Origin of the sequence: Pseudomonas sp. B6002, assembly GCF_013385985.1 — a bacterium.
In the GTDB taxonomy this organism is placed as follows: Bacteria; Pseudomonadota; Gammaproteobacteria; order Pseudomonadales; family Pseudomonadaceae; genus Aquipseudomonas.
In genome coordinates, this window is record NZ_JACAOY010000012.1 from 20,562 (window position 1) to 43,024 (window position 22,463).

Sequence of the window (22,463 nt, forward strand, 5' to 3'; positions counted from 1 at the left end):
CGCATAGTTAACCCGTGCATCAACCTACGAAGGGATTTCGCCGTGCGCTGGCTCAGGATCGCCATAGGTTTCACAGTCAGTCTGCTGACACTGCTCTGCTTGTTCCCGGCCCAGGCCGCCGCACAAGGCAGTGGGTGGGCAGTATTGCTTGATGAACAGGCCGACCTGCAACTGAGCGACATCCGTTCCGCCCGCTACACCAACCAATTCAGCCCCATCGAACTGGACCGCATTACCGCTGCGGAACCGGACGGTGCGTTGTGGGTACGATTCAAACTGCAACCCGGCAAGCACGAACAAGTGCTGCGGGTATTTGCGCCGGACCTGTCCCACCTGAGCCTCTACGTGCTCGACGGCGACACCCTGGTGGAACAACAAAGCACCGGCACCCGCCAGCCCCAGGCGGAACGCCCGCTACCCAGCAGCGACTTCATGTTGCCGATGCCCCAGAGCCCAAGGCCTCTCGAGGTCTATCTGCGCCTGGTCTCGGAACACGAACTGCGCCCCTACATCACCCTGGAGCCCGCCGTACTGGCTGCGGCCGACCAGAACCAGACCCTGATCTACGGGCTGCTGTTCGGCGTCCTGTTGATGCTGATCCTGCACAACCTCACACGCTTCGCCTATCACCGCTCGCGCAGCAGCCTGTGGCTGGCGGCCTGCGAAGTGCTGTTGATGCTCAGCCTGGCGCTGCTGCTCAACCTGGTGGGCCCATGGCTGCCGAACTGGCATGCGGTGCAAACCCCGGGCGCCTACCTGGCCTTGCTGCTCACCGCGCCGTGCGGGCTGATGTTCGCCTACCGTTTCTTCATGCCCCTGGGCCCGCACCCGCTGAACAAGCTGTTGATGGCCGACATCCTGTTCATCGTGCTGTGCGGCCTGCTGCTGTTGTTCGTCAATACCCTGCCGCTGAACATCATCACCTATGCGCTGGTGGCCCTGGCCGGCTTGAGCATGCTGTTTGTCTCGGCCTACCACTGGCAGAAAGGCTACCGCCCGGCGCGGCTGTTCGTGGCGGCGATGGTGGTGTTCAACATCGGCACGCTGATCATCCTGCCCGCGCTGCTCGGCCTCACGCTGGTGGCGCCGCAAGGCTTGATCGTGACCCTGCTCAGCTTCATCTGCCTCAGTGGCCTGCTGATGAGCCTGGCCCTGGGCGAGCGCCAGCGCGCGATTGTCGAGGCACGCTTCAGCCTCAGCCGTGACCTGGCCGCGAGCAATGCCGAGATCGCCGCCAAGGCCGAGTTCCTGGCGAAGATCAGCCACGAGATCCGCACCCCAATGAACGGCGTGCTGGGCATGACCGAATTGCTGCTGGGCACGCCGCTGTCGGTGAAACAACGCGATTACGTGCAGACCATCCACAGCGCGGGCAATGAACTGCTGACCCTGATCAACGAGATCCTCGACATCTCCAAGCTGGAGTCCGGGCAGATCGAACTGGACGATGTTCAGTTCGACCTCAACGCACTGATCGAAGACTGCCTGAGCATCTTCCGCGCCAAGGCCGAACAGCAGAACGTCGAGCTGATCAGCTTTATCCAGCCCCAGGTGCCCCGCGTCATCAGCGGCGACCCCACCCGCCTGCGCCAGGCACTCTTGAGCCTGCTGGAAAACGCCCTGCAGAAAACCGATGAAGGTGAAGTGCTGATCGTCGTCGCCCTCGATGAACGCAGCACCAAGCCACGCCTGCGCATCGCCGTACAAGACAGCGGCCTGCCGATGGAAACCGCCGAGCGCGAGGCGTTGCTGCACAGTGAACTGCACAGCAAGAACTTCCTCTCGGCTACACGTCTGAGCGGCCACCTGGGCCTGGTGATCGCCCGTCAGTTGATCCTGTTGATGAACGGCGAGTTCGGCATCAAGAGTGGCAGCCATCAGGGCAGCACACTGTGGCTGACCCTGCCACTGGACCCGGAACGCCTGGAGCACCCGACCTCCGACCTCGACGGCCCGCTCAAGGATGCACGTGTGCTGGTGGTGGACGACAACGACACGTGCCGCAAGGTGCTGGTGCAGCAATGCTCCGCCTGGGGCCTTAACGTCAGCGCCGTGCCTTCAGGCAAGGAAGCCCTGGCACTGCTGCGCACCAAGGCGCACCTGCGCGATTACTTCGACGTGGTGTTGCTGGACCAGAACATGCCAGGTATGACCGGCATGCAGCTTGCGGCAAAGATCAAGGAAGACCCGAGCCTGAACCACGACATCCTGTTGATCATGCTCACCGGCATCAGCAATGCGCCAAGCAAGATCATCGCGCGCAACTGCGGGATCAAGCGCATCCTCGCCAAGCCAGTGGCCGGCTATACCCTCAAGACCACCCTGGCCGACGAACTGACCCAACGCAGCAAGGGCGGCGTCCCGGTGCGCCCTGCGATCAGTCCGCCAGCGGCCGTCACCGTACCCAGCGACTTCCGTATCCTGGTGGCCGAAGACAACAGCATTTCCACCAAGGTGATCCGTGGCATGCTCGGCAAGCTCAACCTCAACCCGGACACCGCCAGCAACGGCGAAGAAGCGTTGGAGGCGATGAAGGCCCAGCGGTATGACCTGGTGTTGATGGACTGTGAAATGCCAATCCTCGATGGCTTCTCGGCCACCCAGCAGTTGCGCGCCTGGGAAGTCAGCCACCAGCGTATCCGCACACCGGTAGTGGCCCTGACGGCGCACATCCTCTCGGAACACAAAGAACGCGCACGCCAGGCCGGGATGGACGGGCACATGGCCAAGCCGGTGGAACTGTCGCAGTTGCGCGAGCTGGTGGAGTTCTGGGTCGCACAGCGCCAGCAACGCCCCGAGCACGCGCCTTCCTGACCTGAAATACGATCCCCCGTAGGAGCTGGCTTGCCGGCGATGGCGCTGCATCAGCCACCTATTCGTTGCCTGGCACACCGCTATCGCAGGCAAGCCAGCTCCCACATTTACGGCGTTTCGCCTGATAGACTCCGCAGACTTCTCTCATTGCGAGCCATCTCCATGCTCCACGTGTTATTCAGCGTCTACCTGAAAATGCTGGTGCTCTACAGCCCGTTCTTTGTGCTGTCCTGCTTCATCAGCCTGACCCGTGGTTACTCCAGCAAGGAGCGGCGGCGCCTGGCCTGGAAGGTCGCGTTGGCCACCCTGGTGTCGAGCGTGTTGCTCTACCTGTTCGGCCGAGTCATTTTCAGCGTGTTCGGCATCACCGTGGATGCCTTCCGCATCGGCGCCGGCAGCGTGCTGTTCATCTCCGCCCTGGGCATGGCCCAGGGCAAGTCGGCGGTGCAGACCGACAACGTGCAGCAAGACGTGACCATCGTGCCCCTGACCATCCCCCTCACCGTCGGCCCCGGCACCATCGGTGCGTTGCTGGTGATGGGCGTGAGCCAGCCACATTGGGATGACAAGATCACCGCCATTCTCAGCATCGCCCTCGCCAGCTTCACCGTGGGCGTGGTGCTGTACCTGTCCAACCGCATCGAACGCATTCTCGGCGACCAGGGCTTGCAGATCGTCAGCCGCCTGATGGGGCTGTTCGTCTGCGCCCTGGCCGCGCAAATCATCTTTACCGGGGTGCGCGGCTACCTGGTGCCCTAGATCCGGTATTTGGCGATTGCCAACTGCACTTTGTCGCCCGCACTTTCGCGCATCAGCCGGATGGTTTTTTCGTTGACCACCGAGGTATTCAGCACCAGGCAGGTCTGCCCGCTGAAGGCCTCGAACGAGGAACTGTCCCACTCCAGAAACGGCAACCCTACCTTTTTGCTCACACCATGGGCGCTGTAGGTGACCAGCACCATCGTCACCTCCCCGGCGGCTTCGGCGCATGAGGCCAGGCCGAAATCACCGCCCTGTTGCACCGTGCTGTTGCGTTTGAACAACTCGAACGACGCTGGCTGCTGCTTGAGTGATTCCAATGCATCCGCCGCCAGCTTGGGCAGCGCCGCCAGCAATGGCCCGGCCAGTGAGGTCGAGGCCAGCATCGCCGCAATCATGTTCAGTGCCGCCAGTTGCACCGTCAGGCCCTTGCCCGAACTCGAGACCCGCTCGAAGCTGCTGCGCACCGGCAGCCAGCCCAGGCTGACCATCACCTTGATAAATTCGTCGTACCAACTTTCCGTACCGCGATGCACCTTCAACACATCGCTCACATAGCTGCTGGCAAGCAAGTAGCTCTTGCGGATGTACTCGCGGTTGAGGGCGGACATGCCCTCGATAAACGAGATCACTCCGTTGTTCACCACGGCTGCATTGCTATCGTCTTCGGTATCCAGCGCCATGGGAGCACTGGCTCCCGGTGCGCCGGGCAGTTTGTAGGCGGCAATCAATTTACGCCGCTTCGCACTGAAGGTCCTTTTGTGATGTCGCTCCATTTTCCATTCTCCACAAGCGCCCCACATGGGGCTTGTGTTCACACTAGTCCAGTGGCGGTTGGGCTTTCTACGCAACAAACATCCCTTGCCCATGCACCTGAAACAGCATCGCCCAGCAATCCCGTGGCGTTCGCCCACGCCTTCCGGGCGTCATCGCGCAAAAAAAGAAAAAGCCCCGAATGACAACAGGAAAATCCCTGAAGCATTCGGAGCTTTCTGGCAGTGGCCGGAGCGTTTCAGGACGCCGGTTTTTCGCCGTACCAACGCGGGGTGTATACCCACTCACCGCCACCGGCACGCGGGAACACGCAGGTGGTGGAGGAGCCAATCAACACCATGGTGCGCATGTCCACCTGCTCCGGGGTCAGTTGCCCCAACGTGGTGACGCGCAGGCTCTGGCCCGGACGGCCGATATCGCGGCCCAGCACCACCGGCGTTTCGGGTGTGCGGTGCAGCGCGACGATTTCCAGGGCACGGCCCAATTGCCACGGACGCGAACGGGAGATCGGGTTGTAGAACGCCAGCGCCAGATCAGCCTGGGACGCCAGGTCCAGGCGCTTCTCGATGATCGCCCACGGCTTGAGGTTGTCTGACAGCGACATCACGCAGAAGTCATGCCCCAACGGCGCACCCGCCTGGGCGGCCGTGGCCAGTGAGGCCGAAACCCCCGGCAGAATCTCCAGGTCGACCTGATGCCAGGCCGGGTCGCTGGACTCGTGCAGCGCCTCGATCACCGCCGCAGCCATGGCGAACACACCCGGGTCGCCGGACGACACCACTACCACCGAACGGCCCTGGGCCGCCAGCTCGAACGCGTGGCGAGCCCGCTGCATTTCTTCGCGGTTATCGGTGCAGTGCTGCACTTGATCGTCGCGGAACGGCCCGGCCATGCGCACGTAGGTTTCGTAACCCAGCACATCGGTGCAGCGCGCCAATTCAGCCTTGACCGCCGGCACCATCAACTCGGCGGCACCCGGGCCCAGGCCAATCACCGCCAGGCGGCCACGCACGCGACCGACGTTAGCCAGGTCCAGCGGCTGCTCGGCAACGTCGATGACGATATCGGTCGCTTGGTTCACGCGGGTAAACCGCAGCGGCACCCCCAGCGCCGACGCCGCTTCATGCAGCGACGCTTCAGCCATCTGCGTGTCACTGGCCAACAGGCACGCCAGGGATTGCACGGCGATACCTGCGTCATGCAAAGCCGCGCGCACCCGCTCGGCCAATTGCGCGCCTGGCTTGCAGGTCACGCTCACGGTCTTTGGATAGATCAGCAACTCATTGGCCGCAGGCGTGCGCTCAGCACTGCCCACGTGGATCGCCAAACGTGCCTGTTGATCCTGCGGCAAGTTGGCCTGGTCCAACCACGGCGCAGCGCCTTCGATGCGCACACTTTCACCGGCCAACAGGTCGGAGACAAACCGCTTGCCCAGCTCCAGGTCGGCCAACTCATAGCCACTCGGCGGGTTGAGCAGGCAGGTGCCGAACCGCAACTCGCCACTGGTGGTGATCGCCGCAGCCACGTTCACCGCCGCAGCGATCTCCCGCGCCATGACGTTCACACCGCCCAAGCCACCGAGCAACGGCACCACGGCGCTGCCGTCTTCGGCAACGGCCAGCACGGCAGGCTCTTCGCCTTTCTCCAGCAACAACGGCGCCAGGGTGCGAATCACAATGCCCGCCGCACACAGCGCAATCAGCGGCGTGCCTTGCTGATAAAGCTGGCGCAGCGTCGCGCCGAATTCGCTGTAGAGCTGATCTGCGCCTTCGACACGCCCCGCCAGCCCATGGATCAGCGCGCCGGGGTAAACCTGCTGGATCTTGCGCGCAGTGGCCAGGCTACCCTGGCCCAAAATGACAATCGCCGGGCGCATCAACCTTGCCACCGTTCACCGGGCACGATGATCAGCGAGAAGTAAGGCGACGACGACGGGTCGACCTGATCCAGCGGCACGATCTTCTGGTTGGCCATGGTGGCGCGCTCCACATACAGCGCACGCCCGGCCAGACCGAGTTCTTCCAGCACCTGGCGCACCTTGGGGAAGTTGCGGCCCAGCTTCATGATCACCGCCGCGTCGGCGTCTGCCAGACGGCGCTTGAGGTCGTCATGGGGCAGCACGCCCGAGAGCACCGACAGGCTCTGGTTGCGGTACACCAGCGGCGCCCCCAGCACCGAAGCGCCGCCGAGCATCGAGCACACGCCCGGAATAACCTGCGCGTCATAACGCTCGGCGAGGCGGTCGTGCAGGTACATGTAGGAGCCATAGAAGAACGGGTCACCTTCGCAGATCACCGCCACGTCACGGCCGGCATCCAGGTGCGCTGCCACATCGACGCTGGCAGCGTCGTAGAAATCGCTGATCACTTGCTCATAGGACATCGGCGCGGGCAGCACTTCGGTGGTCACCGGGTACACCAGCGGCATCAGGGTCTGCTGTGGCACCAGGTGATCCTCGATGATGCCGAAGGCGTTGCCCTTCTTGCCCTTGGCCACGAAGTACGCCACCACCGGCGACTCGCGCAGCAGGCGCAGGGCCTTGAGGGTGATCAGTTCCGGGTCGCCGGGGCCCACGCCCAGGCCGATCAAACGTCCGCGTACCTGCATTATTCGACCTCCGTGGCCAGGGCATTCACCGCTGCGGCGGCCATGGCGCTGCCGCCCAGGCGGCCCTGCATGATCACGAACGGCACGCCTCGGCTGTCAGCGGCCAGCATCGCCTTGGATTCAGCGGCGCCGACAAACCCGACCGGAAAGCCGAGGATCAACGCCGGCTTGGGAGCACCGGCATCGAGCATTTCCAGCAGGTAGAACAACGCGGTCGGCGCGTTGCCGATCACCACCACGCTGCCTTCCAGGTGCGGGCGCCACAGTTCCAGGGCGGCAGCGGAGCGGGTGTTGCCCAGCTCACGCGCCAGCTCCGGCACGCTGTCGTCGCGCAGGGTGCAGATCACCTCGTTGTTGGCGGGCAGGCGCGCGCGGGTCACGCCTTCGGAGACCATCCGCGCATCGCACAGGATCGGCGCGCCGGCCGCCAGCGCATCGCGCCCGGCCTTACCCGCGCCTTCGGAGAACTGCAGGCCATCGATGGCTTCGACCATGCCACAGGCATGAATCACCCGCACCGCGAGTTTTTCCAAGTCGGCCGGGATGCGGTCCAACTTGGCTTCCGCGCGAATAATGGCGAAGGAGTTGCGATAGATCTCCTGACCGTCGCGGATGTAATCAATCATCGGTGTTGCTCCGTGGGCGGGCGCGCAGCAAGGCGCCCGTCGCTTCAATAGAAAGGGTGCGCGCGTGCAGCAGGCCAAAGCCTGGGTAGGCGGCATCGCGAAAATAGAGGTCGTAGTGGCCGGGGCTCACGGCCAGCAGGGTCACCGGCGCGGTGTGTGCGGCGGCGCAGGAACGCACGCAGCCAGACAGGTGCACATCGTGCCCGGTGTCCAGCGCGGCGAGTTGCAGGGCGTCGGCCTTGGTGTCGGCCAGGGCTTTGCCGCAGCCGCTGGAGCCGGTGCAGGCGGTCATGCGCGCCAGGGGTTGGTCGACTGAACAGAGAAAGCCCAGTTGCGCCAGGCGCTCAGTCACGGCCTGCGGTTTTTCGACATTGGGCAGCAGCACGCCCTGCCAAGGGGTGAAGCGCAGGGTGCCGTCACCGTATTCGCTGGCCAGTTGTGCGGCGCCGTTGAGCATCGTCGAATCCAGGCGACCCAAGGGCGCGATGGCCGCAACGTAGAACAGATTCTTTTGCGCTTGTGGATAAGTGCCCAGGTGCAGCGAAGCGCTGCTGGGCGGGCGTTTGAAGCCTTCGACTGGCAGCAAAGCCAGCGTGAGGCGGCTCAATAACTTATCCACAGCCAGATGACGCATGCGGGTTTGCTCGGGCGTGGCGAGGTCGAGAAACGCTTCCAGCACAGCCACCACCAGTGCATGCCCTTGATCCAACGGCACGGCGGCCACCGGCGCATCCAGCCCCGGGCAACCGGCCAGGCCGAAGGCGAGCAGCGTCTGGCCATCGCGCACGAACGCCGACAGCCACAGGTCATGGTGATGTTCGAGCATCGCCAGGGCTTCGCCGCCATCCAGTTGCACGGCGAACTTGGCCGACAGCTCGTGGAAACGCGGGTGGTTCTGCAGGGTATTCAGGATCTGTCCGGCCAGCGGGCGCGTGTCAAAGAGCATCTGCGGGTCGATGCCGGCGCTGGGGCTGAGCATCACGTTGCGCACGTCGTCACCGGCGGCGTTGTTGGGGCCAAGGCCTGCGGCCAGCAGCAGTTTGATCAAAGCGCCTTCTTCGGCGCCGATTCCTCGGATCTGCAGGTTGGCGCGATTAGTGGCCTCGATCACCCCGCCTGCATAGGCCTGGGCCGCTTCAGCCACCGCGTGGGCCTGCTCTGCGGTGATGGAACCACCGGCCAACTTGATCCGGCAAATGCCGCCGTCCAACGCCTGGACAATACGCAGCAACCCCGGACAAGCCGAGGGGCGCAAGGTATTCATAGCGGGCGTCTGGTTCACGGGGCTACCGGTTGACGGGTAAAGGCGCGGTATTATGCCTGCTTTGTCCGGCGGCATGAAAAGCCTGCCCGTCGGATGTCGTTCAAGGAATTCATATGTCGCCCTGGCTGACGGTTGTAGGCATCGGTGAAGACGGCTTCAAGGGGCTGGGCAGGAATGCCCGGCATGCCCTGTTGCGCGCCACGCGGATTATAGGTGCTCAGCGCCAGTTGGACCTGTTGCCGGTGTGTATTCGCGGCGCGCGTGAGTTGTGGCCGAGCCCGTTCTCGCTGGAGCCGGTGCTGGCAAGCCGTGGTGAGCCGCTGTGTGTGCTGGCCAGTGGCGATCCGATGTTCTATGGCGTGGGCGCAAGCCTGGCGCGGCAGGTAGCGGCGGATGAGTTGCTGATTTTGCCGGCACCGTCGTCGGTATCGCTGGCAGCAGCGCGGCTGGGTTGGCCGTTGCAGGATGTGGTGACGCTGTCCGTGGTCGCGCGGCCGTTGGCGGCGTTGAATGCGCATCTGGCGAGTGGCGTGCGGTTGTTGGTGTTGAGTAATGACGGTCGCAGTCCGGCCTTGATTGCCTCGCTGCTGGTTGAATCCGGGTTCGGGCCGAGCCGGTTGAGCGTGTTTGAACACCTGGGCGGTGCGGGCGAGAGGCGTATCGACGGTTTGGCAGGTGATTGGCAACACGCCTCAGTCGCTGACTTGAACGTGGTCGCCATCGACTGCGTGGCCAACATCCATGCTCCGCGCCTGTCGCGCCTCGCAGGCCTGCCGGACTCGGCCTTCAAACATGACGGCCAACTGACCAAGCGCGACGTACGCGCCATGACCCTCGCCCGCCTCGCGCCGATGCCCGGCGAACTGCTGTGGGATGTGGGCGCGGGCAGCGGCTCCATTGGCATTGAATGGATGCGCACTCACCCCAGTTGCCGCGCAGTGGCGATTGAAGCCGATGACGGTCGCCAAGGTCTCATCGAACACAACCGCGATGCGCTGGGTGTGCCCGGGCTGCAGCTGGTTCGCGGCAAGGCGCCGGAGGCGTTGCACGGTTTGGAAGCACCGGATGCCATCTTCATCGGCGGTGGCGTCACCCGTGACGGCGTGCTCGACACCTGCTGGCAACAGCTGCGACCGGGCGGACGGTTGGTTGCCAATGCTGTAACCCTGCAAAGTGAAATGGCCCTGATGAACTGGCGGGACAAGCATGGCGGCGAACTGACGCGCATCCACGTGGCCCAGGCGCAGCCGTTGGGAGCGTTTGATACGTGGCGCCAAGCGTTGCCGATCACCTTGCTGGACGTGGTCAAGCCGCTATGAAGCGCATTCTATTGCTGGGTGGCGTGACTGAGGCCTTGGCCATTGCGCGCACTTTGGGTCCGGAACATATCTACAGCCTGGCTGGCGTCGGGCGTGTGCCGACTGACCTGACCTGCCAGGTGCGGGTGGGCGGGTATGGCGGCGCTGAAGGTTTGGCGCGGTTTGTTCGGGATGAGGGAATTGGACTGATTCTCGATGCAACTCATCCGTATGCGGCGCAGATTAGCCGCAATGCGGCCGAAGCTGCGCAGCTAGGTGGCGTGCCTTGTTGGGCATTGCGGCGCCCGGCGTGGCAGCCGCAGGCGGGAGATGATTGGCGAGAGGTTGGCGATTGGGCCGCATTGATTGAAGCGCTCAAACCCTTCAAACGCCCGCTGTTCACGCTGGGGCGTGAGCCGTTGCAGCACCTCGACGAAATCCCCGTCGAACAGTTTTGGACGCTGCGCGCACTGGATGTGTACCCGGGGAATGACCGGTGCGAAGTAATCGGCGCGCGCGGGCCGTTTTTGATCGAGGACGAGCGTGCGTTGTTTGAGCGACGCGGCATTGATGTGCTGATCAGCAAGAACAGTGGCAGCACCGCGACGGAGCCGAAGCTGGAAGTGGCGCGGGAGCTTGGAATACCGGTGCTCGTCTTGAAGCGGCCGGTGTTGGCGCCGGTGGATCGGGAGTTCACCAACGTGGCTGCGGCGCTGCAGGCAATCACCACGCTCTAAACACCACTGATCCCCTGTGGGAGCGGGCTTGCCCGCGATAGCGTCCTGTCAGCCAACTCATCTATAACTGATACACCGCAATCGCGGGCAAGCCCGCTCCCACATTTGACCTGTGTTGTCAGGCCGCTGTTGTCGCCAGTCCGAACCCCGTGTGCACACGATCCGCCAGCAACTGCGCCAATTCAATCAACTGCGCAACGCCGAGCAACTCCTCTCGTTTCGAGCCCTCCAGGTTAAACGCAAGATCGCAGCTCAGCGCATTGGCTGAGGCGAGGGTTTCGCTGAGGTTGACCAGCAGGTCTTCGGTGCTGATGCCGTCGGCTACGGTGAATAGCCGGATGGGGGGATTGGGGGTGGGTTTGATCATTGTGAAGCTCCTTAGGAAAGTGGAGCTGCCACTGATTCGCCGCGACGCGATAGAGGGTGGCAGCTGTACGCAGGTTCGCGGACCGGTCCTAAGGAAACCCGGCATACCCGAAGGTATCCCGCGCACAGCCGCCATAGCGCCGCACAGTAGACGCTAAAAAAGCGCCAACTGAAAGCAGACGATGACGCTTAGCGTCCATAGGAACCCGGGCCGCGACGCCCGGCCGCTGAGTTTGCAGCGGTGTACGGAGACTAGGGATTGAGTTTCCTAGGGGCAACCTTAAAGGCTTGTCGGATATTTCTGCCGAGAGCTTCAAAGCTCAGCAGCACAAAAACCAAATAGGAACAGACCTACACAGGCACCGGAACCCGCTGGCTTCCGAGCCCCGCATTCCAATAGCGATGATTTTCAACATTTCGTCCACCGACGTTAAACATGAGGTTCATCGCATGACCAAGAAAACCCACACCCAGTGCTTAACTCGACCAACTGAACAAACGATTATCGAACACATAATCGCCAATTCCGAGTTTGCAGATGCGCTAAGCCTTGAAGCCGAGGCCCTGGAATCGGATGAACCCGCAGTCGCAGCGCGATTAAACCAATGGTTGGAAAAAGCCCAATACCTCCCTGACAGAAAGACAGGACTCACTCGTTTCGACGCTGCCGACTATCTCCTTACACAAGAAGATATGGATGCGTTCCTCGAGGCCTGCATCGAAGAAGACCCAGGCGATGGCTCATTGATCAAAATGGGCCAAGACGACATTGCTCGTGCAATCAGCAGGATCAACGCCAAGCGATAGTCGAGCGCAATCCAGACTGTGGGAGCTGGCTTGCCTGCGATGCTGGCGACTCGGTCTTTCAGCTGGAACGAGGTGATGCTATCGCAGGCAAGCCAGCTCCCACAGTGTTAGGCGTGGCCATGAAGTGCGCGCCCCATCTAATTGGCAATTCCAGGTTCCCGTCTATCCTGAAACCAGCAGCTGCGACACCAAACCACACCGCCCCTTTTTACTTATCCCCTACGATCAGGCTAAATACCCGCCTGATCGTTTAACCCTACGGATTGTCCGCCATGGCCCGTCAACGCTTTGCAATTGTGTGGATCGCCTGCTTTGCAGTGCTGTTCAACGCCTTTGCCATGCCGATGGCCGGGGCGATGCAGCAGTCTCAGGACCCGGTGCAGCAATTGCTGTGGGGCAGTTTCTGCTCCTCCAATGGGGCGAGTTTCAAGACGATTGCCCTGGGCAAGCTGGAGATTCCGGCGCCGCAGCAGGACGACCACTCCACCATGCAGCATTGCTGGTGCTGCTCAGGCTCGGCGCCGTTGGTGGCGCTGCCGGGGCATGTGCCGCAGTTGTACCTCACCCAATTCAACACCTCACAGCGCTTGCCGCCGCCCCGGCTGCAAAGCCCGACCCCGCGCCAGCAATGGCCGAGCCTCAACCCGCGCGCGTCTCCAACGGCCTGATTTCTTCGCAAGTGAACTGCGTTTAGAACCGTTCTGGAGAACTGCCATGCTCAAATCTTCCCTGCTTCTGGCTGCGATGTTGTTGCCGGTGTTCAGTGCTGCCAATGCCGATGACTATAAGGCCGGCGACCTGGTGGTCAGCGAACCCTGGTCTCAGGAGTTGCCGCCCAACGCGCCCACCGTCGCGGCGTACTTCGTGATTCACAACACCGGCGCAACCCCGGACCGCCTGCTCAGCGTCGAGACGCCGGTAGCGGACAAGGCCGAGCTGCACGAGCATGTGATGCAGGGCGACCTGATGAAAATGCAGCAAGTACCCAGCGTCGCCGTGCCGGCCAAGGGCGACCTGACCTTCGCGCCCATGGCTTACCACGTGATGCTGCTGGGCCTCAAAGACCGCAGCCTGTTGGCCGACGGCAAGCAATTTCCGCTGACCCTGACCTTCGAAAAAGCCGGCAAGGTCGAGGTGGAAGTGTCGGTACAAAAAGTACCGCCAATGGCCGGTCACGCGCACAAGCACCCGCAATAGGCTGACATTCGATGGGCGCCCCCCGCGCCAGGTTCTCTCCACACGCCCGTGTAAGACGCGGCGGTTGGATCAGCCTGTTCGCCATGCTGATGATCTTTATCGGTCCGCTGATTTCCCAAGCGATGCCGATGGATCATCACGCCGGTATGTCGATGAGCATGTCCATGGACATGCCGATGGACCACGCCGGTTCCCATCACCCCAAAGCCCCTGACGAACACCACGCCCTCTGGTCCAAGTGCGGCTATTGCGACCTGCTCTACAGCTGCCCCGCGCTGCCCGGCGGCACGTCAATGTTCACGTTGGGCAGCCCGCCGTCCGCCAACGCCCTCACCCCCGCCACCCGCCTAGGCCATGCCCGGCAGAGCATCTTCCCCGGCGCCCGCAGTCGCGCACCGCCCATCAACGCGTAAGCACTTCACAGCGTTACTTCACCCCGGCCGACTTTAGACAGACAGCCGCAGGCTGCTGGCCGTGTTGTTTACGATTGATTGATGGAATTTGTCATGTCCAGGTTTTCTGCTGACACCCGTTTGGGAAGCCCCCCCGTGGTCGCCGTTCTGTGCGGCGCCCTTTTGGCACCACAGGTGTATGCCGACGAACACGAACTGAGCCCCACCGTGATCACCGCGATCGCCCCCAGCTCGCCGCTGACCGTGATCACCAACCCCAAGGACCCGCGCCAACCGGTGCCGGCCAGCGATGGTGGCGACTACCTCAAGACCATCCCCGGCTTTGCCCTGGTGCGCAACGGCGGCACCAATGGCGACCCGGTACTGCGCGGCATGTTCGGCTCGCGCCTGAACATCCTCACCAACGGCAGCATGATGCTCGGCGCCTGCCCGGGCCGGATGGATGCGCCCACCTCGTATATTTCCCCGGAAACCTACGACAAACTCACGGTGATCAAAGGCCCGCAAACCGTGCTCTGGGGCCCCGGTGCGTCAGCCGGCACCATCCTGTTCGAGCGTGAGCCGGAGCAGTTCGGCGAGTTGGGTACGCGCCTCAACGCCAGTGTGCTGGCCGGCTCCAACGGGCGCTTCGACAAGGTCATCGATGCCGCGGCCGGCGGTCCGCTGGGTTATGTGCGCGTGATCGGCAACCAGGCGCATGCCGACGACTACAAGGACGGCAACAACGACACCGTGGCCTCGCGTTATGACAAATGGAACGGCGACGTCGCCGTCGGCTTCACCCCCGACGCCGACACCTTGCTGGAACTCACGGCCGGCCGTGGCGATGGCGAAGCGCGTTACGCCGGGCGCGGCATGGACGGCTCGCAGTTTCTGCGCGAGAGCCTCGGGCTGCGCTTTGAGAAGTCCAACATCGGCGAGGTGCTGGATAAGGTCGAAGCCCAGGTCTACTACAACTACGCCGACCACGTGATGGACAACTACAGCCTGCGTGTCCCGTCCGGCACCGGAATGATGGCCGGGCCGATGGCGTCCAACGTCGACCGGCGCACCCTCGGCGCGCGGATCAAGGCCACCTGGCGTTGGGCCGATGTGCAACTGATCGGCGGCCTGGATGCCCAGACTAACGAACACCGCCAGCGCAGCGGCATGGGCATCGACACCTACAAGGACCTGCCCCGGGTCAAGGACGCCAACTTCCACAACTACGGCGTGTTCGGCGAACTCACCTGGTACGCCGCCGACCGCGAACGCCTGATCACCGGCGCTCGCCTGGACCGCGCCTCGGCCAAGGACTTCCGGCAAACCACCGGTTCCGGCATGGGCACCCGCCCCAACCCGACGGCCGACGACACCCGCGCCGACACCTTGCCCTCGGGCTTCGTGCGCTACGAGCACGACCTGGCCGACAGCCCCACCACGCTCTACGCGGGCCTGGGCCACTCGGAGCGTTTCCCGGATTACTGGGAGCTGTTTTCGCCCAATACCGGCGCGGTCGGTTCGGTGAATGCGTTCGATGGGGTGAAGCCGGAAAAAACCACCCAGCTCGACTTTGGCGCGCAATACAAAACTTCCGACCTAGAGGCCTGGGCTTCGGGCTACATCGGCCGCGTACAGGACTTCATCCTGTTCGACTACCGGCCGGGGATGATGGGCACCACCTCCCAGGCGCGCAACGTCGACGCACGTATCATGGGCGGCGAACTGGGCGCGGCGTACAAGCTGACGCGCCACTGGAAAGCCGACGCAACCCTCGCCTACGCCTGGGGCAAAAACACCAGCGACGGCAAGGCCCTGCCGCAGATCCCACCGCTGGACGCGCGCCTGGGTCTCACCTACAGCGAAGACGACTGGAGCGCCGGCGCCTTGTGGCGGGTGGTCGCGGCGCAAAACCGCATCGACCAAAACAAGGGCAACGTGGTCGGCAAGGACTTCGACAAGAGCGCGGGGTTTGGCGTGTTCTCGCTGAACGCGGCGTACCGCATCAATAAACATTTCAAGGTCAGCACCGGCGTCGACAACTTGTTCGGCAAGGCCTATGCCGAGCACTTGAACCTGGCCGGCAACGCCGGGTTCGGCTACCCGGCCAGTGACCCGCAAGCCATCAAGGAGCCAGGGCGCACGCTCTGGACCAAGGTGGACATGAGTTTCTGACGCACCGTTGTAGGAGCCGGCTTGCTGGCGATGGCGATCTTGAGGACGCCATCGCCGGCAAGCCGGCTCCTACAGGGTTCGCGTTTACAACCGGATAAATAACAAGCCTTTGCGGAGCACCCTGATGAGCACTCAAAAAGTTTCCTTCTACAACCTGGCCTGGCGCTGGCATTTCTACGCCGGGCTGTTCGTTGCCCCCTTCATGGTGCTGCTGGCCCTGACCGGCATCATCTACCTGTTCAAACCCCAGCTCGATCCGCTGATGTACGGCGACCTGCTCAAGGTCCAAGCCGCCGAGCACGCCCTGACCGCCGACGAGCAACTGGCACGCGCCAAAGCGGCCTACCCCAATGCCGCCATCAGCAAATACCTGCCACCGGCCGACGCCACCGCCAGCGCGCAGTTCGTGATGCACAACCAAGGCCGCGAAGTGACGGTGTTCCTCGACCCCTATCGCGGCACGGTACTCGGCGAGCAGGACTCGAAATACAACCTGCAAGCCATCGCCCGCGCCCTGCACGGCGAGTTGATGATCGGCACCGTCGGCGATCGCCTGGTGGAGCTGGCCGCCGGCTGGGGCGTGATGCTGGTGGTGTCGGGCGTGTACCTGTGGTGGCCGCGCGGCAAGTCTTCAGCAGGCGTGCTGTGGCCTCGTTTCAATAGCCGCGGCCGCGTGTTCTGGCGTGACCTGCACGCCGTCGCCGGCTTCTGGGGCGCCGCCTTCCTGCTGGTGATGCTGCTCAGCGGCATGACCTGGACCGGCTTCTGGGGCAAGCAATACGCCGACCTGTGGAACACCTTCCCGGCCGCCATGTGGAACAACGTGCCGCAGTCCGACCAACAGGCGCGTACCCTCAATACCGCCAGCCAACAGACCGTGCCGTGGGCCATGGAGAACACGCCGATGCCGATGTCCGGCGACCACGCCGAACACATGAACCACGGCGCCATGCACTCAGGTCCGGCCGCGCCGACCGTGCGCCTGCAACAGGTGGTCGACCTGGCCAACGCACGCAAAGTCGAGCCAGGCTACAGCATCACCTTCCCGACCACCGCCACCGGCGTATTCACCGTCGCGGTGTTCGCCAACGACCCGCGCAACGACGCCACCCTGCACGTAGACCAGTACACCGGCAAGGTGTTGGCCGATGTGCGCTGGGCGCACTACAACACGGTCGCCCGCGCAACGGAGACCGGCGTGATGCTGCACGAAGGCAAGATGTTCGGCTGGGTCAATCAGCTGATCGTGCTGCTGATTTGCCTGATGATTCTGCTCAGCGCGGTCAGCGGCGTGGTGATTTGGTGGAAGCGTCGCCCAGCGGGCGGGTTGGGTGTTCCACCGCTGCGCCATGACCTGCCAAAGTGGAAAACCGCGATGGTGATCATGCTCGCGCTGGCGATTGTTTTCCCGCTGGTGGGCGCCTCGCTGATCGTGGTGTGGGCACTGGATCGCCTAGTGTTGTCGCGTTTTTTTGGCCAACATGAATCTGCCTCAGGTTCTGCATGAACCCGGCGAGATGCCCATGGCAGAGGCCTTCTGTAGCCTTGCGCGACTTTTGTCCCGCAGCCAATAAGTGTTAACTTATAACACTTTCTGCGTTATCGTTGCTCGCCGCTCCCTGCGGCGAGCATCCCTCCAAGAAGACTGATCGACCGATGAACAAGTACCTTGCGTCCGGCGTATGCCTGCTCGCCCTGCACAACAGCGCCCAGGCCCTGACCCTGCCCGCCAGCCCCATCACTGCGCCTGCCGTCGATGAAGAACGCATCGACCTGGACACCCCGACCACCGCCGGTTCACGCCTGAACCTCACGGCGCGACAAACCCCGGGCAGCGTCGAAAGCCAGACCGGTGAAAAGATCCGCGAACGCGGCGATGCCAGCGTGCAGGACGCCATCTCCCGCAGCACCGGTATCACACGCACCGGCACGCCGGGCGACGGCGGCACCTCGTTGCAGGCCCGCGGTTTTACCGGGCAAAGCTCGGTGCTGCAGTTGTACGACGGCCAGCGCATGTTCGACGGCGCCGGTACATCCACCTTCCCGGTGGACACTTGGTCGGTGGAGCGGGTGGACGTGCTGCGCGGCCCGGCTTCGGTGATGTACGGCCAGGGCGCCACGGGGGCGGTGATCAATACCCTCGCGAAAAAGCCGTTTGAAGGCGAGATCGAAAACCACGTCCGCCTCGGCTACGGCTCCTACGATCGCCAACAGCAAGCCCTCGACAGCGGCGGCTCGTTGACCGACACGCTGAGCTATCGCCTCAACGTCAACCGCCTGCGCAGCAACGGCTTCATCGACCGTGGCGATTCGTCCAGCGACTTCGTCAGCGGTGCCCTGCGCTGGCAACCGGCCGACAACCTGAGCTTCACCCTGGCCCACGACTACGGCGACCAGACCCCGCAGAACGACTACGGCACGCCGCTGATCAACGGCCAGTTGCACAAAGGCCTGCGTGACAAGAACTACAACGTCAGCAACGCCATCCAGCACTACAACGACCAGTGGACGCGCCTGACCAGCGAGTGGCAGATCAACGATAACGTCACCGCTACCAACGAACTGTCGTACCTGAAAAACCAGCGTCGCTGGCAGAACGCCGAGAGCTACAACTACGTCGACGGCGGCCTGGTACGCCAGAGCTACCTGGGCATCAAGCACAACCAGGAACAGGTCGGCGACCGCCAGACCTTCACCTTCAAGCACACCCTGTTCGGCCTCGACAGCCAGACCGTGGTCGGTGCCGAGTACAACCGCATCCGCTTCCGCCTGGCGAGTAACGCACCGTTCGATGACGCCACCACCAGCGGCCAGCCGGTGGACATCCACCACCCGGTGCCACAGCCTTTCGAAAGCGCCGACCCGTTCATCCCGCAGTCGGTCAGCACCACCAAACAGCTGGCGGGCTTTGCCGAAAACCGCCTGCAACTCACCGACAAGCTGTCGCTGATCACCGGTGTGCGCCGTGACTATCTGCACATCGACAATCAAGACCTGACACAAGACCACAACGACGCCAACAAGACCCTCACCGGCAACAACTGGAAGGCCGGCCTGGTCTATGCGCTCACCCCGGACACCTCGGTCTACGGCCAGTACGCCACCAGCACCGACGGCGTCGGCAGCCTGATTACCCTGAGCCCGAGCCAGCAGCAATTCGGCCTGTCCACCGCCAAGCAGGCCGAGGTCGGCCTCAAGCAATCCTTCTGGGATCAACGTGGCGAATGGACCCTGGCGGCCTACCACATCGTGAAGAAAAAACTGCTGGTGAGCATCCCCGGCACAAACCTCAAGGAACAGGTCGGCCAGCAATCGTCCAACGGCCTGGAGGCCAGCCTCGACCTGCAACTGCCGAACGCCTGGCAACTGCAAGCCAACGCGGCCATCGTGCGCGCGCAATACGATGACTTCTCCGAGGTGGTCGACGGCCAGTCAGTATCGCGTAACGGTAACCGCCCCACCGACGTGCCACGGCGCACCGCCAACCTGTGGCTGAGCAAGGCCGTGACCGACGACGTGCGCGCCGGCGCAGGCGTGCGCTACGTGGATTCGCGCTTCGCCGACACCGCCAACACCAGTGAAATACCGAGCTACACCGTGGTCGACGCCACGGTGTCGTGGAAGGCCATGCGCAATACCACCCTGGGCTTGCAATTGAATAACCTGTTCAACCGCACCTACGCCGTCAGCCAGTACAACGAAGGCCAGCAGTGGATCCTGGGCGAGCCGCGTTCGTTCTTCGTCACGGCGGATTACACCTTCTAACGGACCAAAACACGCACCCCGTGTGGGAGCTGGCTTGCCTGCGATGGCGGTCTCTGCGGCGAAGGTGTCTTGACTGACACACCGCTATCGCAGGCAAGCCAGCTCCCACATTTTTGAACGGTGTTTAACTCGAGCGCACTGATGACTTCACTCACCCTCACCCGTCTCACCTGGACACCTCAGGTTCACGGCCACTGCCAGCACCAGTTCCACTTGTGCGACGCCAGCCTGCAGGTCGGTGAAGGTGAGTTCGTCGGGCTGATCGGGCCCAATGGCAGCGGCAAGACCAGCCTCCTGCGCTGCGCTTATCGGTTCACCCGGCCGGATCAGGGTGACGTGTCGCTCGCCCACCAGAACGTGTGGAAACACAGCGCCAAATGGTGCGCGCAACGCATCGCCGTGGTGCTGCAGGAATTCCCCGATGCCTTCGGCCTACGGGTGGACGAGGTGGTTGCCATGGGCCGCACGCCACACAAAGGCCTGTTCGACAGTGACACGCTGCAGGATCAACAGCTGATCCAACAAGCGCTGGAATCCGTCGGCATGCTGGGCTTCGAAGACCATGCCTTTGCGACCCTCTCGGGCGGTGAAAAACAACGCGTGATCCTGGCCCGCGCCCTGGCCCAGCAGCCGCAATTGCTGATCCTCGACGAACCGACCAACCACCTCGACCCACGCTATCAGCTGGAACTGCTACGGCTGGTCAAGCGCCTGAACATCGGCACGCTCGCCAGCATCCACGACCTGAACCTTGCCGCCGCGTTCTGCGACCGCCTGTATGTGATCAACCACGGGCGCATCGTCGCCAGCGGCACGCCCCACGAAGTATTGACCGTCGAACTGCTGCGCGACGTGTTTGGTGTCGAAGCTCTGATCGACACCCACCCCTTGTCCGGCTACCCCCGAATCACCTGGATAACCCAACCATGATCCCTCGCGCCCTCATCGCCTTCGCCCTGCTGCTCGGAACCTCTCAAGCGTTCGCCGAAGCCACCCATTACCCGGTGACCATCAAGAGTTGCAACCGCGACGTGACCTTCCAGGAAGCGCCGAAACACGCGGTCAGCCACGACATCAACATGACCCAGATGATGCTCGCCCTGGGTCTCAAGTCGCACATGGCCGGCTACAGCGGCGTGACCGGCTGGAAGTCGGTCACGCCCGAAATGGCCGAGATCCTCGACGGCCTGCCGGAGCTGGCCAGCAAGTACCCGTCGGTGGAAACCCTGCTCAATGCCAACGTGGATTTCTTCTTCGCCGGCTGGGACTACGGCATGCGCGTGGGCGGTGACCTCACACCCAGTACCCTGCAACCGCTGGGCATCAACGTGTACGAGCTGACCGAGTCTTGCGCGTTCGTGATGAAGCGCCCGGCCGCCACGCTGGACGACACCTATAACGACCTGCGCAACCTCGGCAAGATCTTCGACGTGCAAGACCGCGCCAACGCGCTGATCGCACAGATGCAGGCGCAAGTGGCCAACGTGCAAAGCGACCTGCCTGCCGACAAGCCCCGCGTATTCCTGTATGACAGCGGCGAAGACCGCGCCATGACCTCCGGCCGCCTGGGCATGCCCCAGGCGCTGATCGATGCCGCGGGTGGGCGCAATATTCTCGATGATGTGGATGCCAGCTGGACCCGGGTCAACTGGGAGACCGTGGTGGAGCGCAATCCGCAGGTGATCGTGATCGTCGACTACAGCGAAATCACCGCCGAGCAAAAGGAGCAGTTCCTGCTGAATAACCCGGCGCTGCAAGCCGTGGACGCGATCAGGAACCAGCGGTTTATCGTGATCCCCTACGTGCAGGCCACGCCAGGCATCGACAACGTGCTGGCGGTCGAAACCCTGGCCAAGGGGTTCCACGGCGAATGATCACCCGTCGCTACGCCTTTTTACTCGCCACCCTCGCGGCGGTGCTGCTGGTCTCTTGCGTGATCTCCCTGGGCTTCGGCCCGGCGCGGGTGCCGGTGGAGGTGGTGTGGCGCATCGTGCTGTTCAAGGCCTTTGGCGTGGGTGAGGCGAGTTGGTCGTCCGGGCAGGAACATATTGTCTGGTTGATCCGTGTACCGCGCATGCTGCTTGGCGCTTTGGTCGGTGCGGGGCTAGCGTTGATCGGCGCCGTGTTGCAGGCGGTCACGCGCAACCCATTGGCTGACCCGCACCTGCTGGGCGTCACCTCCGGCGCCACCCTCGGCGCGGTGATCGTGGTGCTGCACGTGGGCGAGATCGTCGGGCTGCTGACCTTGCCTATCGCCGCGTTTGTCGGTGCGCTGCTGAGCATGCTGGTGGTGCTGGCGGTGGCCAGCCGCAACGGACGGCTGGAGAGTGATCGCCTGCTGCTGTGCGGCGTGGCGGTGTCGTTCGTGATGATGGCGGCGGCCAATCTGCTGCTGTTCATGGGCGACCATCGCGCCGCGTCGGCAGTGATGTTCTGGATGCTCGGCGGCCTCGGCCTGGCCCGCTGGGAACTGCTGGCCATTCCCACCGCCACCGTGCTGCTGGGCTTGCTGGTGCTGGTGGGCATGGCCCGGCCGTTAAATGCGCTGATGGCCGGCGAACAGACCGCCGTGACGCTTGGCCTGAACGCGCGCAATGTGCGCCTGAAAGTGTTCCTGGTGGCCTCATTGATGACCGGCGTGCTGGTGTCCATCAGCGGCTCCATCGGCTTTGTCGGGCTGATGGTGCCGCACATTGCCCGGCGCCTTGTGGGCGCCGAGCATCGCCGTCTACTGCCGGTATGTGCGCTGCTCGGCAGCCTGTTTCTGGTGTGGGTGGACGTGGCCGCCCGCACCCTGATCGCCCCCGAAGATTTGCCGATTGGCGTGGCGACGGCGGCGATTGGCGGGCTGTTTTTTATCGGGTTGATGCGCAAGCGCTAGA

General features: G+C 63.3%; 20 protein-coding genes. 14 read left to right on the top strand and 6 right to left on the bottom strand.

Going from position 1 to position 22,463, the window contains the following annotated elements; genetic code table 11:
• Positions 1–42: 42 nt before the first annotated feature.
• Both HX792_RS16335 and HX792_RS16340 read left to right on the top strand, forming a co-directional pair.
• A complete protein-coding gene (locus HX792_RS16335) occupies positions 43–2,814 on the top strand; it encodes a hybrid sensor histidine kinase/response regulator (RefSeq protein ID WP_176997054.1) in 2,772 nt (923 codons plus the stop codon).
• Positions 2,815–2,976: 162 nt separating this feature from the next.
• Positions 2,977–3,573, top strand: a complete 597-nt coding sequence (locus tag HX792_RS16340; RefSeq protein ID WP_032890615.1) for a MarC family protein — start codon at positions 2,977–2,979, stop codon at positions 3,571–3,573.
• Here the strand turns inward: HX792_RS16340 and HX792_RS16345 are convergent.
• The 5 genes from HX792_RS16345 to cobG all read right to left on the bottom strand — a co-directional run bounded on the left by HX792_RS16345 (position 3,570) and on the right by cobG (position 8,919).
• Positions 3,570–4,349 (bottom strand): hypothetical protein, encoded by a 780-nt coding sequence (locus tag HX792_RS16345; RefSeq protein ID WP_176997055.1) that lies wholly within the window; start codon positions 4,347–4,349, stop codon positions 3,570–3,572. The two genes, HX792_RS16340 and HX792_RS16345, sit on opposite strands and share 4 nt — an antisense overlap.
• A 236-nt stretch (positions 4,350–4,585) precedes the next feature.
• Positions 4,586–6,223, bottom strand: coding sequence for a precorrin-3B C(17)-methyltransferase (cobJ, locus tag HX792_RS16350; protein WP_176997056.1), 1,638 nt, complete (start codon positions 6,221–6,223; stop codon positions 4,586–4,588).
• Positions 6,223–6,954, bottom strand: a complete 732-nt coding sequence (locus HX792_RS16355; RefSeq protein WP_176997057.1) for a precorrin-2 C(20)-methyltransferase — start codon at positions 6,952–6,954, stop codon at positions 6,223–6,225. Before HX792_RS16355 ends, cobJ begins: the two co-directional genes overlap by 1 nt.
• Complete coding sequence (locus tag HX792_RS16360) at positions 6,954–7,580, bottom strand: precorrin-8X methylmutase (RefSeq protein ID WP_176997058.1); 627 nt, start codon at positions 7,578–7,580, stop codon at positions 6,954–6,956. The genes HX792_RS16355 and HX792_RS16360 overlap by 1 nt, the downstream gene beginning before the upstream one ends.
• Positions 7,573–8,919, bottom strand: a complete 1,347-nt coding sequence (gene cobG, locus HX792_RS16365) for a precorrin-3B synthase (protein ID WP_176997059.1) — start codon at positions 8,917–8,919, stop codon at positions 7,573–7,575. The genes HX792_RS16360 and cobG overlap by 8 nt, the downstream gene beginning before the upstream one ends.
• Before the next feature lie 38 nt (positions 8,920–8,957).
• Between cobG and cbiE the strand changes: the two genes are divergently transcribed.
• Together cbiE and HX792_RS16375 are read left to right on the top strand one after the other, a co-directional pair.
• On the top strand, positions 8,958–10,163 hold the full coding sequence (gene cbiE / locus HX792_RS16370) for a precorrin-6y C5,15-methyltransferase (decarboxylating) subunit CbiE (RefSeq protein WP_176997060.1): 1,206 nt from the start codon (positions 8,958–8,960) through the stop codon (positions 10,161–10,163).
• Positions 10,160–10,879, top strand: a complete 720-nt coding sequence (locus HX792_RS16375) for a cobalt-precorrin-6A reductase (RefSeq protein WP_176997061.1) — start codon at positions 10,160–10,162, stop codon at positions 10,877–10,879. The genes cbiE and HX792_RS16375 overlap by 4 nt, the downstream gene beginning before the upstream one ends.
• A gap of 118 nt (positions 10,880–10,997) precedes the next feature.
• Here HX792_RS16375 and HX792_RS16380 read toward each other — a convergent pair whose 3' ends face one another.
• Complete coding sequence (locus HX792_RS16380) at positions 10,998–11,246, bottom strand: DUF6124 family protein (RefSeq protein WP_176997062.1); 249 nt, start codon at positions 11,244–11,246, stop codon at positions 10,998–11,000.
• A gap of 449 nt (positions 11,247–11,695) precedes the next feature.
• Between HX792_RS16380 and HX792_RS16385 the strand changes: the two genes are divergently transcribed.
• The 10 genes from HX792_RS16385 (at position 11,696) to HX792_RS16430 (ending at position 22,462) form a co-directional block, all read left to right on the top strand.
• On the top strand, positions 11,696–12,052 hold the full coding sequence (locus HX792_RS16385; protein WP_176997063.1) for a hypothetical protein: 357 nt from the start codon (positions 11,696–11,698) through the stop codon (positions 12,050–12,052).
• Between the two features lie 272 nt (positions 12,053–12,324).
• Positions 12,325–12,720, top strand: coding sequence for a DUF2946 domain-containing protein (locus tag HX792_RS16390; RefSeq protein ID WP_176997064.1), 396 nt, complete (start codon positions 12,325–12,327; stop codon positions 12,718–12,720).
• Positions 12,721–12,766: 46 nt separating this feature from the next.
• Positions 12,767–13,249 (top strand): copper chaperone PCu(A)C, encoded by a 483-nt coding sequence (locus tag HX792_RS16395; protein WP_176997065.1) that lies wholly within the window; start codon positions 12,767–12,769, stop codon positions 13,247–13,249.
• Positions 13,250–13,260: 11 nt separating this feature from the next.
• A complete protein-coding gene (locus HX792_RS16400; protein ID WP_176997066.1) occupies positions 13,261–13,662 on the top strand; it encodes a DUF2946 domain-containing protein in 402 nt (133 codons plus the stop codon).
• 93 nt (positions 13,663–13,755) lie between these two features.
• Positions 13,756–15,816, top strand: a complete 2,061-nt coding sequence (locus HX792_RS16405) for a TonB-dependent copper receptor (RefSeq protein ID WP_176997067.1) — start codon at positions 13,756–13,758, stop codon at positions 15,814–15,816.
• 124 nt (positions 15,817–15,940) lie between these two features.
• Positions 15,941–17,323, top strand: a complete 1,383-nt coding sequence (locus HX792_RS16410; RefSeq protein WP_176997068.1) for a PepSY domain-containing protein — start codon at positions 15,941–15,943, stop codon at positions 17,321–17,323.
• A 149-nt stretch (positions 17,324–17,472) separates the two neighbouring features.
• A complete protein-coding gene (locus tag HX792_RS16415) occupies positions 17,473–19,581 on the top strand; it encodes a TonB-dependent siderophore receptor (RefSeq protein WP_176997069.1) in 2,109 nt (702 codons plus the stop codon).
• Between the two features lie 141 nt (positions 19,582–19,722).
• Entirely contained in the window at positions 19,723–20,511 is a 789-nt protein-coding gene (locus HX792_RS16420) for an ABC transporter ATP-binding protein (RefSeq protein ID WP_176997070.1), read from the top strand.
• Positions 20,508–21,455 carry an ABC transporter substrate-binding protein gene (locus HX792_RS16425; RefSeq protein WP_176997071.1) on the top strand — a complete coding sequence of 316 codons (948 nt, stop codon included), beginning with the start codon at positions 20,508–20,510 and terminating at the stop codon, positions 21,453–21,455. The genes HX792_RS16420 and HX792_RS16425 overlap by 4 nt, the downstream gene beginning before the upstream one ends.
• The gene (locus HX792_RS16430; RefSeq protein WP_176997072.1) at positions 21,452–22,462 is read left to right on the top strand and encodes an iron ABC transporter permease; all 1,011 of its coding nucleotides are present in this window, start codon (positions 21,452–21,454) and stop codon (positions 22,460–22,462) included. The genes HX792_RS16425 and HX792_RS16430 overlap by 4 nt, the downstream gene beginning before the upstream one ends.
• Position 22,463: the final 1 nt, after the last annotated feature.